Annotated in this window: 15 protein-coding genes; 7 read left to right on the plus strand and 8 right to left on the minus strand. The window is 70.2% G+C overall.

Going from position 1 to position 13,341, the window contains the following annotated elements:
• Window positions 1–967 (plus strand): HNH endonuclease signature motif containing protein (locus ASD66_RS16495; RefSeq protein ID WP_162254286.1); only part of this gene is annotated, 967 nt, incomplete at its 5' end.
• Between the two features lie 437 nt (window positions 968–1,404).
• On the opposite strand, the gene ASD66_RS16500 is transcribed toward ASD66_RS16495, so the two are convergent.
• Window positions 1,405–3,252, minus strand: coding sequence for a penicillin-binding transpeptidase domain-containing protein (locus ASD66_RS16500; RefSeq protein ID WP_056891628.1), 1,848 nt, complete (start codon window positions 3,250–3,252; stop codon window positions 1,405–1,407).
• A 74-nt stretch (window positions 3,253–3,326) separates the two neighbouring features.
• Between ASD66_RS16500 and ASD66_RS16505 the strand changes: the two genes are divergently transcribed.
• Both ASD66_RS16505 and ASD66_RS16510 read left to right on the plus strand, forming a co-directional pair.
• The gene (locus ASD66_RS16505; RefSeq protein ID WP_056683684.1) at window positions 3,327–3,899 is read left to right on the plus strand and encodes a GNAT family N-acetyltransferase; all 573 of its coding nucleotides are present in this window, start codon (window positions 3,327–3,329) and stop codon (window positions 3,897–3,899) included.
• Window positions 3,896–4,312, plus strand: coding sequence for a hypothetical protein (locus ASD66_RS16510; RefSeq protein ID WP_156388752.1), 417 nt, complete (start codon window positions 3,896–3,898; stop codon window positions 4,310–4,312). The genes ASD66_RS16505 and ASD66_RS16510 overlap by 4 nt, the downstream gene beginning before the upstream one ends.
• 1 nt (window position 4,313) lies before the next feature.
• Here ASD66_RS16510 and ASD66_RS16515 read toward each other — a convergent pair whose 3' ends face one another.
• From ASD66_RS16515 to ASD66_RS16530, 4 genes are all read right to left on the minus strand, one after another.
• On the minus strand, window positions 4,314–4,724 hold the full coding sequence (locus ASD66_RS16515; RefSeq protein WP_056891629.1) for a VOC family protein: 411 nt from the start codon (window positions 4,722–4,724) through the stop codon (window positions 4,314–4,316).
• 124 nt (window positions 4,725–4,848) lie between these two features.
• Complete coding sequence (locus tag ASD66_RS16520; RefSeq protein WP_056891630.1) at window positions 4,849–5,898, minus strand: NAD(P)-dependent alcohol dehydrogenase; 1,050 nt, start codon at window positions 5,896–5,898, stop codon at window positions 4,849–4,851.
• A gap of 199 nt (window positions 5,899–6,097) precedes the next feature.
• The gene (locus ASD66_RS16525; protein WP_200950089.1) at window positions 6,098–7,444 is read right to left on the minus strand and encodes an MFS transporter; all 1,347 of its coding nucleotides are present in this window, start codon (window positions 7,442–7,444) and stop codon (window positions 6,098–6,100) included.
• 40 nt (window positions 7,445–7,484) lie between these two features.
• Window positions 7,485–8,267, minus strand: a complete 783-nt coding sequence (locus tag ASD66_RS16530; RefSeq protein WP_082563884.1) for a glycoside hydrolase family 25 protein — start codon at window positions 8,265–8,267, stop codon at window positions 7,485–7,487.
• A 19-nt stretch (window positions 8,268–8,286) separates the two neighbouring features.
• Between ASD66_RS16530 and ASD66_RS16535 the strand changes: the two genes are divergently transcribed.
• The gene (locus ASD66_RS16535) at window positions 8,287–8,778 is read left to right on the plus strand and encodes a GNAT family N-acetyltransferase (RefSeq protein WP_056683698.1); all 492 of its coding nucleotides are present in this window, start codon (window positions 8,287–8,289) and stop codon (window positions 8,776–8,778) included.
• 77 nt (window positions 8,779–8,855) lie between these two features.
• Here ASD66_RS16535 and ASD66_RS16540 read toward each other — a convergent pair whose 3' ends face one another.
• Both ASD66_RS16540 and ASD66_RS16545 read right to left on the minus strand, forming a co-directional pair.
• Complete coding sequence (locus tag ASD66_RS16540; RefSeq protein WP_056683701.1) at window positions 8,856–9,977, minus strand: DNA glycosylase AlkZ-like family protein; 1,122 nt, start codon at window positions 9,975–9,977, stop codon at window positions 8,856–8,858.
• On the minus strand, window positions 9,974–10,543 hold the full coding sequence (locus tag ASD66_RS16545; RefSeq protein ID WP_056683704.1) for a GNAT family N-acetyltransferase: 570 nt from the start codon (window positions 10,541–10,543) through the stop codon (window positions 9,974–9,976). Before ASD66_RS16545 ends, ASD66_RS16540 begins: the two co-directional genes overlap by 4 nt.
• A 54-nt stretch (window positions 10,544–10,597) precedes the next feature.
• On the opposite strand from ASD66_RS16545, the gene ASD66_RS16550 reads away from it, so the two are divergent.
• Window positions 10,598–11,548, plus strand: coding sequence for a helix-turn-helix transcriptional regulator (locus tag ASD66_RS16550; RefSeq protein ID WP_056683707.1), 951 nt, complete (start codon window positions 10,598–10,600; stop codon window positions 11,546–11,548).
• Here ASD66_RS16550 and ASD66_RS16555 read toward each other — a convergent pair.
• Window positions 11,545–12,225: a lysophospholipid acyltransferase family protein gene (locus ASD66_RS16555; RefSeq protein ID WP_056683710.1), complete on the minus strand. Its 681-nt coding sequence runs from the start codon at window positions 12,223–12,225 to the stop codon at window positions 11,545–11,547. The two genes, ASD66_RS16550 and ASD66_RS16555, sit on opposite strands and share 4 nt — an antisense overlap.
• Before the next feature lie 64 nt (window positions 12,226–12,289).
• On the opposite strand from ASD66_RS16555, the gene ASD66_RS16560 reads away from it, so the two are divergent.
• On the plus strand, window positions 12,290–12,865 hold the full coding sequence (locus tag ASD66_RS16560) for a TetR/AcrR family transcriptional regulator (protein ID WP_082563885.1): 576 nt from the start codon (window positions 12,290–12,292) through the stop codon (window positions 12,863–12,865).
• Window positions 12,866–12,875: 10 nt separating this feature from the next.
• Window positions 12,876–13,289: a VOC family protein gene (locus tag ASD66_RS16565; RefSeq protein ID WP_056683713.1), complete on the plus strand. Its 414-nt coding sequence runs from the start codon at window positions 12,876–12,878 to the stop codon at window positions 13,287–13,289.
• Window positions 13,290–13,341: the final 52 nt, after the last annotated feature.

The raw sequence follows: 13,341 nt of genomic DNA on the forward strand, positions 1-13,341 counted from the left end.
CATCGAGAAGACCATCAGGTCGGCGATCGCGAAGTTCCACCCCGACAAACTCGACAACAATGAGCCCTCGCCGGTGCCCGGGAAGGACCAGTGGGACGTCACCATCGACCACGGCGCCGGAGCAGGCAACGGCACGTCACGGCTCGATGCGATGGGTGACTCGTTGGACCTGGCGAAGTTCCACGACCTCATCTCTGATGAGGCCACCACGATGGGCCGCCTGGGTGACACCGACACGTTGGGGCAACGCAGGGCCAAGGCCCTCGGTGTGATCGCCGATCGGCAGGCCAGCGCCGACCTCCTCGGCCTCATCCCCGACCCTCACAACGACGGCCGCGACGGCGACTGCCATGGAGCCAGTCAAGGCGACGGCGACAGTGCCGGCAGTCGCCAGGCGGCCGGTCATGAGGGTGCGGGCAAGAAGGTGAAGCCGCGCAAGTCCTACCTCAAGACCCGGCTCTACATCCACGTGAACCTCGCTGACCTCGCCACCCACGGCACCACCGATACGCCCGGTCCGGACGCCGCACCGGGGATGGCGGACACGAACCTGTTCGGCGCCGTCACCGCGGAGAAGATTCTCGACTGGATCCGCGACCTCGGCCCCGACGCCACCCTCACCCCGGTCATCGACCTCAACCAGACCTGGGCCGTCGATCAGCACGACCCACCCGAAGCCATGCGCGAACAAGTCCTCACCCGCGACCAGCACTGCGTCTTCCCACACTGTTCGGTTGACTCGAGGCGTTGCGACCTCGACCACATTGAGTCCTACGACGACCACGGGCCACCGGGGCAGACCAGCCCCGACAGACTTGCCCCGTTGTGTCGACGACATCACCTCACCAAAACCCACGGCAGATGGTCCTACGTCCGCAACAAGGACGGCACCTATACCTGGACCAACCAATACCGCCGGACCTGGCTGGTCACCACCCACGGGACGATCGAACTCCCCACCAACTGAACCCCGACACCCGCAGCCTCATCCGCGGGCAACGTCATCCGCAGGAACCTCGGGATCAGCACGAGCAGCACCGGCCCCACAGCACCACCAGCGCAAGCCCCGCCACCACAACACGGTGGCCGGGGCTACCGCCACGCCCACACCCGGCCCCACCCGCCGTCCTCACCGCCCGCCTGGCCCTATTGCCCTGACCGGGCCTGGTTTCGGGACGGTCGCCAGAGCGACCTCCTCAACCACCGATCCATGCATGGTTCGAGACGGCGCTGGCGCGCCTTCTCAACCACCGAGAAGCGCACGGCGTCGCAAGCACGGCCTTCCGAGGTGGCTGACGACTCCCGATCGTCGTCTGGACGACAAGCACCCACCACGGAAACAACAGCCCCGATGCCCGCGCGAATGCGAGACCGCAGGCCCTTGAGCGACCGAGGCAAGCCTGACTATCGCGCCTGGAGGAAGGCGGTCAGCAGGGGGCCGGCGGTCGCCGAGCCGGACTCGCCGGTCTCCACGAACACCGCCACGGCGAGGTCCTTCGTCGAGGCGATCATCCACGTGTGCGTGGGCAGCGGCTCGCCGGTGCCGTACTCCGCGGTGCCGGTCTTGGCCATCACCTCGCCGGGCAGCCCGGCGAGGAACGAACCCGATCCGTCGGTGACCACGCCCCGCATCAGCTCGCGCAACTGGTCCGCCTCGCGGGCGGTCAGCGGCACCTCGGGCTCGATCTGGGTGACCTTGTGGCCGGTGATCAACCGCGGAAGAACCGTGCGTCCGGCGCGCACCGACGCAGCCACCGTCGCCATCGCCATCGGGGAGGCGAGCACCGTGCCCTGGCCGATCTGGTCCGCCGCCTTGCCGGTCTCGCTGGTCGGATCCGGCACCTGCCCGAAGTAGGCCGGGAAGCCGAGGTCGTGGTCGACGCCGAGGCCGAGGGCCGCGGCGGCCTTCGCCAGGTCGCCCTTCTTCAACCGGTCGCGCTCGGCGATGAAGGCGGTGTTGCAGGACTGCGCGAAGGCCTCACGGAACGGGATGTCGCCGATGTGTCCGGCCGGGTAGTCGTCGTAGTTCTTGAACGTCTTGCCGTCGACGACCAGCGTCGAGGTGCACGGCACGGTCGTGTCCGGGGTCAGGCCGGCACGCAGCAGTGCCAGCGCGGTGACCACCTTGAACGTCGAGCCGGGTGCGTACTGTCCGAACGTCGCGGTGTTGATGCCCTTCGAGCCGGGGCCACTCGCGGCGGCGAGGATGTCGCCGTTCTTCGGGTCGATCGCGACGATCGCGCTGGCCGGCCTGGTCTGTGCCAACACCTGCTCGGCGCTCATCTGCAGGCCCGAGTCGAGGGTCAGCACCAGCGGCTCACCGTTGACCGGCTTCGTCGTGAACAGCTCCCGCTCGCTGCCCTTGCCGGCCACCGCCTCGATCTGCACGCCGGCCTTGCCCGACAGCTGTTCGTCGTACCTCGCCTGCAGTCCGGAGAGCCCGGTCAGGTCACCGGCCGAGAGGCGTCCGTCGGACTTCTCGATCGCCTCGGCGGTGGCCTCGCCGACGGTGCCGAGGATCGGGGCGGCGAACTCCTTGGTCGGGGCCAGCGGGCGCTGTGAGCCGATCGCCACGGCGCCCTTGATCTCGCCGTACGTCGGGGGCAGGTCTGCCGCGGCCGACTTGCGCAGCACCAACGCCTCGACGAACGCCTTGTCCCCGCTGGCCTTGGTCCGTGCCACGAAGGACTTCACGTCGAGGTCGAGGACCTGGGCGAGGGCCCGGGCGCTGGCCAGCTCCTCGGCCTTCGTCAGGGTGGACTTGTCGAGCCCGAGCTTGACGACGTCGCGCTCGACGACGATCGGGGTTTCCTGCGGCCCGAGGATCGCGCCTCGGGAGGGCAGCAGCGTGTCGACCTCGAGCACCTCCTTGCCGGTCAGCGAGGGCTCCACGATGGCGCGGTCCCAGGCCACCTGCCAGTCGTCGCCGCTCTTCTCCAGCGCGGCCGTTGACCGGTAGGACCATTCGTTGCCCTTGACGTCCCACGTCCAGGTCAGTGCGACCGAGCCCGTGTCACCATCGAGGTCCGGCTCGGCAGCCTTCACCTCGAGCGGGGCATCGCCCAGTCCGCCGATCACCTCGGCGTACTCCTCGGTCGGGTCGGCGCCGGTGAACGCCACGTTGGAAAGTTTCTTCTGGGTCAACCCCGCGGCCAGGTCGTCGGCGACTCCCTGGGCGTCGTCGTCCCCGTCGGACGAACACGCGGTCGGCAACAACAACAGCAACGAGATCCCGAGAGCAGCGGTGCGCATGCGCAGATCATGTCAGCCGGGTCCTGACGGCGTCGCCGGGAATTTCGCTTGCGCAGGTTCGGCATTATGTCTCCATGGCCCGCACCTTCGACCGCATCGACTGGCCCGTGCGCACCGATCGCCTGACGTTGCGCCCCGCCACGTTCGCGGACGCCGACGCGACCTGGGAGTTCCGGCACCTGCCGGAGGTGAGCCTCTGGATCACCCGTGCAGCCACCGACTACGACGACTACGTGCGCCGCTTCGTCGAGCCGGACTCCATCGACCTCACCCTCGTCATCGAGCTGGACGGCGAGATCATCGGCGACCTGATGCTGCGGGTCAACGACCCGTGGAGCCAGGTCGAGGTCCGTGAGCTCGCCGCGGGCACCCAGGCCGAGCTCGGGTGGTCCCTCCATCCCGACCACGGCGGCAAGGGCTACGCCACCGAGGCGGTCGCCGCCGCCATGGGAGTCTGCTTCGACCAGCTCGGGCTGCGCCGGGTCACTGCCGAGTGCTTCGCCGAGAACGAGGCGTCCTGGCGGCTGATGGAGCGTCTCGGCATGCGAAGGGAGTCACACACCGTGAAGGATTCGTTGCATCGCGACGGCGAGTGGCGCGACGGGCTGCTCTACGCGATCCTCGACGAGGAATGGAGGGCCCGATGAAGTTCACCGAACGAGAGATGACCGAGGCCGTCGACGCAGTCGGTCAGAAGGTCTTCGCCGCCTCGCGGCCCCTGAAGCGCAACCACGACGAGGCTTGGCAGGCGCTGTCGAAGATCGAGAAGTACCACCACCGCGCGGCCGCCGGCGAGATGATCCTGACCGCATTGATCGCGCTCCCGGAGCGCCCGACGGTCGGCTCGCCGCCGCAGTTCACCCCCGAGGAGTACGCCGAGGCAGCGACTGCCGGCACCCGTCAGCTGATGGACCACCGCCGCCCCGGTGCGTGGGACGGGCTCTCCTCGCGCAAGCAGAAAGCGCTGGTGAAGGCCACCGCGATGATGGTCGAGATCGGCGTGCTGGCGATGCCGATCCGCCAGGACCCCGACGCGTTCATCGTGCCGGACCACCTCTGACTCATTCGCTCCCGGCGCTGATGTTGAAGCCCCAGGGAGTGCCGAACCTGTCGACCAGGTCGCCGTACTCGTCGCCCCACACCTGCTTGGCCAGCTCGGTGCCGACCGTGCCGCCGTCGGCGAGCCTGGCCCACTGGGTGCGGAGTGACTCGTCGTCGCCGCTGAGCATCACGGTGATGCCTGCCGGCGCCGCGTAGGTCATGCCGGGCGGGGTATCGGCGCCCATCATCGTGAAGCCGGCCGCCGTCTCGAGCTGGCCGTGCATGACCAGGTCGGCCTCGGGTGCGTCGGGGTGGCCGAGCGAGCCGAACGTGTTGATGTCGAGCTCACCGCCGAACACGTCGCGGTAGAACTCCAATGCCTCGCGGGCGTTGCCGTCGAAGCTGAGATACGGGGTGAGCAGGGAAGCCATGTCTCCTCCAGGGAAGTCGAGTTGCTCCCGACGTTAGACCCCGGGACCGACACGTGGAATCGCTCGAGCGCACGATTTCTGTCGCAGACCGCGAAGACCGCGACAGAGATCGTGCGCTCGGCGCTCAGGCCCCGATCGTGGCGGTGTCGATGACGAACCGGTAGCGCACGTCACCGGCGACGACCCGCTCGTACGCCGCGTCGACCTCGGTGGCGGCAACGGTCTCGACGCTGGCCCCGATTCCCTTCTCGGCGCAGAAGTCGAGCATGTCCTGGGTGGCCTGGATGCCGCCGATGTTGGACCCCGCGACGACGCGGGATCCGCCGATGACCGAGCCCGGAGGGATCGACCACGCCGACGGCGGCATGCCCACGTTGACCAGGGCGCCGAGCGGCTTGAGCAGCGCGATGTAGTGCTTGAGGTCGAGGTCGGCGCTGACCGTGTTGAGCACGACGTCGAAGCTGCCGCGCAGCTTCTTGAGCTTGAGTGGGTCGGCGGTCGCGACGTGTGCGGTCGCGCCCAGGGCCGCGCTGTCATCGGCCTTGGCGTCGCTGCGGGAGAGCACCGTGACCTCGGCGCCGAGGGCGGCCGCGAACTTCACGCCCATGTGGCCGAGCCCGCCGAGTCCGATGACGGCGACCTTGCTGCCCGGGCCGACGCCCCAGCGCTTGAGCGGTGCCCAGGTCGTGATGCCGGCGCACAGCAGGGGCGCAGCCTCGTCGAGGCCGATGCCGTCGGGGATCGAGCAGACGAACCGCTCGGAGACAGCGACCTGCTTGGCGTAGCCGCCCTTGGTCTCCTCGCCGTCGTAGCCGGTGCCGTTGTAGGTCATCACCGCACCCTTGAGGCAGTACTGCTCCTCGCCGTCCTTGCAGTACTCGCACTCGCCGCACGAGTCGACCATGCAGCCGACGCCGACCCGGTCGCCGATCTTGTGCTTGGTGACACCCGAGCCGACCGCCGACACGACGCCGGCGATCTCGTGTCCGGGAGTCATCGGGAAGATCGCCTTGCCCCACTCCTCGCGCACCTGGTGGATGTCGGAGTGGCAGATGCCGGCGTACGCGATGTCGATGAGGATGTCGTCGTCGCGCAGGTCGCGGACGGGGACCTCGGCGACCTCGAACGGGGCGCCGGCGCTGGCGGCCTGGAGTGCAGTGGTGGTGGTAGGCATGCTCCCCACACTAACCACGCATTCAACGCCTCAGGAGTGGTGGATCACGACCATCACCACCGTGGCTACGTTGACCGCGACACCGGCCAGGACCAGGCGCTCACGGTGGAGCGTTTCGAGGAGATTGCCGTCCCGAGAAATTCTGCACATGTCGAGGAGACGGCCCCGCGGCCGTCCCATGACGCGACTCTCCGCCCGATCAGCGCCCGGGGTCGGTCACGGCGGGGTCGGTCAGGGCCGGATCCACGACCGTGGGAGGCACCAGTGGCACGTCGTCTCCCCCGCCACCGCCGACGCCGTTCACCTCGGGCGAGATCTGTCGCTCGAGGCGTACGGCGACCGCGGCCAGCACCGCACACCCGGCCAGGAGTACGCCGATGAACGCGCTGCCCAGGTGGTGGCGCAGCAGGAACCCGGCGACCAGCGGTCCGACCACCGCGCCCAGCTGGAACGCACCCGACGTGAGGGCGTTGTAGCGGCCGCGCAGGTGCGCAGGAGCGAGGTCGTTGGTGATCGCCGGCAGGGTCGGCTGGAGCAGGGTCTCTCCACTGGCGAACAGTGCGTGGAAGACCAGCACCATCGTGGCCGCGGTGAGGGTGCCGGCGAACGGGGCGGTGGCACCGAGCACCAGCCAGGACACGGCCCAGATCGCGGCCATGAGTACGACGACCCGCGTGCGCCGGTGCCCCTCGATGCGGCGCAGCACGAAGAACTGGAACGCCACGATCACGACGGTGTTGACCGCGAACGCCCAGCCGATCACCTGGGTGGAGACCTCACTGACCTGACGGGCGAACGCCGGGAACCCCGCCTCCATCTGGCCGTAGCCGACGAACGAGAAGACCAACCCGATCAGCACCAGGTGGAGCACGCCGGGCCGACGCAGCAGGGTGAGGTAGGAGACCTTGGTGTCGACCTCGTCCTCCGGCGTCTCGCTGCGGCCGTGCACGTGGCGCAGCGGCCCCAGCATCAGGCCGATCGGGATCAGCATGCAGACCGCGTCGACCAGGAAGATCGTGGTGAACGTCTCCGGGCGGTGTACGTCGACGAACACTCCACCCACCACGCCTCCGAGCCCGATGCCGAGGTTGATCAGGGCGAAGTTGATGCCGAAGTACTGCACCCTGACCGGGCCGTCGACGAGCGAGGAGATCAGCACGTTGAACGCCGACCAGCCGCCCGCGTTGCAGATGCCGATGAACACCATGGCCAGCGCCACGGTCGGGATGTCGTCGGCGAAGGCGAGGATCGCGACGCCCACGCTCTGCGCGGCGCTGCCGATCATCACCATGATCCGTGCACCGAGCCGGTCGGTGAGGCTGCCCGCCAGCGGGGTGAGCACCAGCGCCACCGCGAAGGCCAGGCCCATCATCGTGCCGGCCACGTCGAGGGTGAGGTCGCGCACCTCGTGGAGGTAGATGATCGTGAACGGCAGGGTGAGGCCTCGCCCCAGCACCTGGAAGACCGTCGAGGCGAGCAGCCAGCGCGCGGGCGTGGGCAGTGCTGCCCAGAAGGACCGCAGGGTCATCTGGTCCGGGGAGGTCACCGGTCCATCATCGGTGGTGGCGGGGCCGGTGATCCACTTGTTATCGGCGCATCACGTCCACGTCTACCGGCGTGTTCACGCCGTCGACGGATCCGTGGTCGTCGCGCTGCCAGATGACCCAGTCACCGGGTGGTGCCTTCGTGCCCACTCGTCGTACCCACAGGCGGCGGTCCAGGTCGGCGACCATCGCGTAGTGCGCCTCGAAGTCGGGGTGGAAGTAGACGACGATCTTCGTGCCGGTGGTGGCCTCCACGCGCTCGATGAAGGTCACCACGTCGGCCCGGAGCCCTGCCTTCTCCGGCGGCGGGTCACAGTTGCCGATCAGCTCCAGGTCGACGACGGGCGGGAGGTTCGTGCGGGCCGGTTGCAGCGTGGCCACGAAGTGGTCGGCCTGGGCCTCGGGCGGAGCGCACAACGTGTAGTAGTGGTAGGCGCCGACCTTCAGCCCGGCCGCCCTGGCCTCGCGGGCGTTGGTCGCGAAGCGGTCGTCGGTGAACCCGCTGCCCTCGGTGGCCTTGAGGTAGGCGAAGTCGATGCCGTCGGCGGCCACGCGCGGCCAGTCGATGGCGCCCTGGTGGTGGGAGACGTCGATGCCGCGCAGGTTGGTGGCCCGTTTCTCTGACCCTTCCTTCGACCCGTCCTCCGACTGAGTCGACGAGCTCGGCGATTCCGTCGAAGTCTCCGTTGTCGGCGAAGCGGTCGCGCTAGGCGGCGAGGGGTCCGGCGCATCCGGCGCATCTCCCGACGCGCCGCCGCCACCGCACCCGGCCAACGCCGCGCAGAGTGCGAGCGGCGCCACCAGTCGCCTCACGTCCTTCGTCATGGGTCATAGATTGGCACCCATGGCCGCCGAAGACACGCCACTGCTGCGCCCCGCCACCCACGCCGACGTGCCGGTCGTCGCCGCGATCTGGGAGCCGGGCTGGGCCGAGGCACATGCCGGCCGGGTGCCCGACGCGCTGGTCGCCGCCCGACCGTCGGAGTACTTCCTGAGCTCCACCGCCGATCGAGTGGCCGACACGACCGTCGCCGAGATCGACGGCCGGGTGGTCGGGTTCGTCATGGTCGCCGACGCCGCCGTCGACCACATCTTCGTCCACCCCGGCGAGCGCGGTGGTGGCGTCGCCGCGGCCCTGTTGACGCACGCAGAGAACCGGATCGCGGCGGCCGGGCACGACCGGGCCTGGCTGGCCGTGGTGCCCGGCAACGACCGCGCGCAGGCGTTCTACAGGCGCCAAGGTTGGCGCGACGAGGGCGTGTTCGACCACGCCGCCAAGGGCCCGGACGGTCCGATCCCCACGCCGTGCCACCGGTTCGTCAAACCGTTGCGCTGAGCCTCGTCGGCGTCCGCGTCTGCACGATGCGGTTGTCACCAGCGACATCCGCAACCATTTCGTGCAGACGTGCAGGGTCACACCCGCGCCAGTCCGAGGAACGCGGCCAACGCGTCGATCTGCTCCTGGACGTCGGCGCGCATGCCCGGCGTCCAGGAGCCGTCCTCGTGCACGGCGTCCACGCGCAGCACGCCGGCCTCACGGTCTGCGGTGGCGTCCAGCTTCCCGACCAGGCGGTCGTCGTACAGGATCGGCATCGCCCAGTAGCCCCAGCGCCGCTTGGCGGCCGGCTTGAACATCTCGAGCTGGTAGTCGAAGTCGAAGATCTCGGTCATCCGCTTCCGGTCGATCACCAGCCGGTCGATCGGCGAGAGCAGCACCGTGCGGCCGGTGAAGCCACCGTCGGCGCCGACCAGGTCGAGGTACGCCGGGTCGAGGCGCCACTTCCCGCGGACTCCCTCGATGACCGCTGGTACGCCGACCTGCCCCACGTCGTTGGTCTCGTTGGGGATCTGTTGCCCCTTCGCACGGCTGACGCCCAGGGCCCGCAGGCGCCGCTCGCCGAGGGTGCGGGCTGCCTCGTCGAAGGGCACGACCGGGCCGTCGGGGTAGATGCGCTCGGCCAGGTCCCACACGCGTTCGCGGCCCTCGGTGCCGGCGGCGGCGATCTCGCCGCGGGCCACCATCATGTCGAGCAGTCGCCGCACGTTGCGGTCGTTGTTCCACCCGCTCGACTGCCACGGCACGACGGTGGTGTCGGGCAGCTGGCTCGCGGGCAGGGGTCCGTCGCCGCGCAGGCTCTCGAGGATGTCGCGCCGGCACTCGTCGTTGGCCTCGACCCAGTCGCGCACGTCCTCCTGCCACGGCTTGAGCGGCCCGCGCCCGGGCCAGGCCGCCATCTCGGCCCGGAAGAGCCCGATGTCCTCGGCCGGACGCAGCATGTTGTGCAGCTCGATGACCACTCCGGTGGTGGTCAGCCGCTCCAGGTCGCCCAGCTCGTACGCCGATCCGAGACGGCTCCACGCCACGATCTCCGCGCTCGGGGCGACCGGCCTGGCCGGGTCGTTCTGCACGACGGTCAGGTGGCGCACCACCTCGAGGAGGTCGACCCGCTGTGGTGCGTCGAGCAGCTGCGCGCGCACGGCGATCCGGCGGGCGTCGCGGGCACTGAGCTCGACGGGCGCCGCTTCGGCGCTCATGGCACCAGCCGCATCAGCACCCGAGGGAAGCCGCCCGAGACCGAGTCGGTCGACGAGGCCACAGTGAAGCCCGCGGCCTCGAACAGCCTGCGGGTGCCGACGTAGGCCATGGTCAGGTCGACCTTCTCGTCCCCGTTGTCGACCGGGTAGCCCTCGAGGGCCGGCGCCCCCTGAGCCACCGCGTAGTCGACCGCACCGGGAATGAGGTGGCGGGCCACGCCGCGTCCGCGGTGCCCCGGCCGGACGCGGATGCACCAGATCGACCAGACCGGCAGGTCGTCGAGCTGCGGGATCTTGCGGGACGTCGCGAACGGCAGGTCCGCCTTCGGCGCCACCGCCGCCCATCCGACGACCTCGTCGCCGTCGTAGGCCAGCACGCCGGGGGCCACCTTCTTCGCGCACAGCTCGCGGACGAACTCTCCACGCTCAGGGCCGACCAGCGACCGGTTGACCCTGGCCGGGATGCGGTGGCTCAGGCAGAAGCAGACGGACGACGTCGGGTTCTTCGGCCCGAGCATGGTCGCGGTGTCGTCGAAGTCGTGCGCCGGGCGGATCGTGATCGTCACACGGCGACACTAGAGTCGGTAGCGGACGTTCTCCTTCCTGAACCGGAGCGGCTCATGCAGACCGATGTCAGTCCCACCGCGCGCGCCCTCCTGACCCTCGAGCTGCTCCAGAGCCAGCCGGGAATCACCGCACGCCGACTGGCCGAACGCCTCGGCGTCTCCGACCGGGCCGTGCGCCGCTACGTCGACATCCTCCGCGAGGCCGGCATCCCGGTGGAGTCCGAGCGCGGGCCCTACGGCGGCTACCGCGTGGGCCGCGGTCTGCGCCTGCCGCCCCTCACGTTCACCGCCACCGAGGCGCTCGGAGTCGTGATGGCCGTGCTCGACGGGCACCACCGCGCGGGCGACCCGACCGACCCGGTCGGCAGTGCACTGGGCAAGATCGTGCGGGCGCTGCCCGAGCCGGTCGCCGCCCAGGCCGAGTCCGTACGCCGCGCCGCGGCTCCGGTGCCCGACCGCTCCGCCGCCCGCCCCGACCCCGGTACGACGACCGCGCTGGTCGAGGCGGTCTCCCACCACCACGTCGTGCGGCTCGACTATCGCAGCGAGGCCGGCACGGAGTGGACCTGCGAGGCCGAGCCGTGGGCGGTCGTCGTACGCCACGGGCGGTGGTACCTCCTCTGCCGCCTGGTCGACCGCGACAGCATCCGCACGCTGCGCGTCGACCGGGTCCGTGCGGTCGAGCAGCTCGAGGCGACGTTCACGCCGCGCCCCGACCTCGACCCGGTGGCCGAGCTCGAGAAGCACCTCTCGGTCGGGTGGGAGTTCGAGGTCGACGTGGTGATCGACGCGCCGCTGGCGTCGATCTGGTTCCCCCGGGCGCTCGGCAGTCTCGAGGCGATCGACGAGGCGACCACCCGGCTCACCGGCACCACCAGCAACCCGTGGATGTACGCCGAGGCGTTGGCCGGTCTCTCCGTGCCCTACCGCATCGTGGGCGGCGACGAGGTGCGGGCCGCCGCCCGCAAGGTCGCCGAGCGGATGCTGGCCGCGACGCAGGGCTAGCCGGCCTCGGGCAGGCGTCGCTCCGCGTAGCCGTCGACGTACTCCTGCCCCGTGAGCGCGCGGATCTCGCCCATCAGGTGGTCGGTCGCGGCACGCCACGTGGTGGGGTCGTCAGGAGTGAGACGCCAGCGGTCGAGATCGAGCGGCGCGCCGAAGGTGACTCGCACCCGCCCTCTCCGCCAGCCGCGGCGTCCGGGTGCGTCCACGGCGGCGGTTCCGTGGAGGCCGACCGGGATCACGACCACCTCCGGCACGCTGAGCGCCACCCGCATCACCCCCGTGTGGCCCCGGTGAAGTCGGCCGTCCGGGGAACGCCTGCCCTCGGGGTAGATCGCCCAGACGCCGCCGTTCGACAGCAGTTCGCGAGCGGCGTCCAGTGCACGCAGTGCCGCGTCCCCGCCGTTGCGGTCGAGCGCGATCTGGCCGGTGACGGTGCACAGCCAGCGGTCGGCTCGACCACGCAGGGTCGCGGCGTCGAAGTACTCCCGCTTGGCGACGAAGGTCGGGCGTCGCGGGCTGACCAGCGAGAGCACCAGCGAATCGATCTCGGCGTGGTGGCTGGGCGCCAGGATGACGGGGCCGTCGGCGGGCAGGTGCTGCCGGCCGATCACCACCGGCCGGGCGAAGAGCCGCACCACCGGACCGAGCAGCACCCACTTGAGCAACCAGAAGATCACGGGCCCTCCAGAAGTAGACAGTGTCTACTGGACAGTGTGCCGCATTCTTGTTGACACTGTCTACATGGCCACCAAGGACGATCTCGTCGATGCCGGCGTACGCCTGCTCGAGCGCGACGGCCTCGCGGAGCTGACACTGCGCACCATCGCCCGCGAGGCCGGCGTCTCGCACGGCGCGCCACGTCGCCACTTCCCGACGTACGCCGCTCTGCTGGGTGCCGTGGCAAGACGCGGTGTCGACGACCTCGACGCACTGCTCGCCCCCGCGTTGAAGCGGGCCCGCGGCGCCACCGGGGTGCGCAACGCGGCGCAGGCGTACGTCGACTTCGCGATGCAGAGGCCGGACATGTTCGAGCTGATCACCAGGCACGACCTGCTCGAAGGAGCCGGAGGCGAGCTGCGAGGCGTCACCGCCGGCTGGTTCGACTCGTTGCGCGCCGCCATGTCGCGCGTGAGTGGTCGAGAGGTCGAACCGGTCGACGCCCTGTCCCTGTGGGCCGGCGTGCACGGGGTGGCAGTGCTCTTCTCCCGACGGGCTGTCGAGGCCGCCGCTCCGGGGGCCACTTCGGGCGCCGACGATCCGGCCCCCGCCCTGGCCCGTCTGGTCGACGCGCTCGTCCCTGCCGCTGGGGCCCGATAGTCTCGACGGCATGGCTGAGTTTCCGCAGCTCCTGCACACGGTGCTCGACACCACGGACGTGCGCGGACTGGCCGAGTTCTACCGCGAGCTGCTCGGCCTGAGCTACCGCCCCGGGGACGAGCCACCGACCGATGGCTCTCCGGATGAAGAGGACTGGCTGGTGCTGGTCGATGACGACGGCGCCCGCAAGCTGGCGTTCCAGGAGGTCGAGCGGCTGGAGCCGACCACGTGGCCCGCGCACGACGTGCCGATGCAGCTGCACGTCGACTTCACCGTGCCGACTCGCGAGGAGCTCGAGCACCACGTGGAGCGGGCGGTGGCACTCGGCGCACGGGTCCTGCTCGATCGCACGGACGAGGAGGGCGAGCCGTTGTACGTGCTGGCCGACCCCGCGGGGCACCCGTTCTGCGTCTTCGTCGGCTGAGCCGACCGACCGGCCGGACCGGGTCGTCGGTGGCGGGCACTAGAGTCGACCT

This window comes from Nocardioides sp. Root151, assembly GCF_001427925.1.
GTDB lineage: Bacteria > Actinomycetota > Actinomycetes > Propionibacteriales > Nocardioidaceae > Nocardioides.

What these genes read in the sequence shown, in the direction of transcription:
- ASD66_RS16500 (WP_056891628.1), bottom strand. Translation starts at nt 3,252, where the DNA reads ATGCGCACCGCTGCTCTCGGGATCTCGTTGCTGTTGTTGTTGCCGACC.
- ASD66_RS16560 (WP_082563885.1), top strand. Translation starts at nt 12,290, where the DNA reads ATGGCCACCAAGGACGATCTCGTCGATGCCGGCGTACGCCTGCTCGAG.
- ASD66_RS16530 (WP_082563884.1), bottom strand. Translation starts at nt 8,267, where the DNA reads ATGACGAAGGACGTGAGGCGACTGGTGGCGCCGCTCGCACTCTGCGCG.
- ASD66_RS16515 (WP_056891629.1), bottom strand. Translation starts at nt 4,724, where the DNA reads ATGGCTTCCCTGCTCACCCCGTATCTCAGCTTCGACGGCAACGCCCGC.
- ASD66_RS16505 (WP_056683684.1), top strand. Translation starts at nt 3,327, where the DNA reads ATGGCCCGCACCTTCGACCGCATCGACTGGCCCGTGCGCACCGATCGC.
- ASD66_RS16520 (WP_056891630.1), bottom strand. Translation starts at nt 5,898, where the DNA reads ATGCCTACCACCACCACTGCACTCCAGGCCGCCAGCGCCGGCGCCCCG.
- ASD66_RS16510 (WP_156388752.1), top strand. Translation starts at nt 3,896, where the DNA reads ATGAAGTTCACCGAACGAGAGATGACCGAGGCCGTCGACGCAGTCGGT.
- ASD66_RS16540 (WP_056683701.1), bottom strand. Translation starts at nt 9,977, where the DNA reads ATGAGCGCCGAAGCGGCGCCCGTCGAGCTCAGTGCCCGCGACGCCCGC.
- ASD66_RS16550 (WP_056683707.1), top strand. Translation starts at nt 10,598, where the DNA reads ATGCAGACCGATGTCAGTCCCACCGCGCGCGCCCTCCTGACCCTCGAG.
- ASD66_RS16565 (WP_056683713.1), top strand. Translation starts at nt 12,876, where the DNA reads ATGGCTGAGTTTCCGCAGCTCCTGCACACGGTGCTCGACACCACGGAC.
- ASD66_RS16535 (WP_056683698.1), top strand. Translation starts at nt 8,287, where the DNA reads ATGGCCGCCGAAGACACGCCACTGCTGCGCCCCGCCACCCACGCCGAC.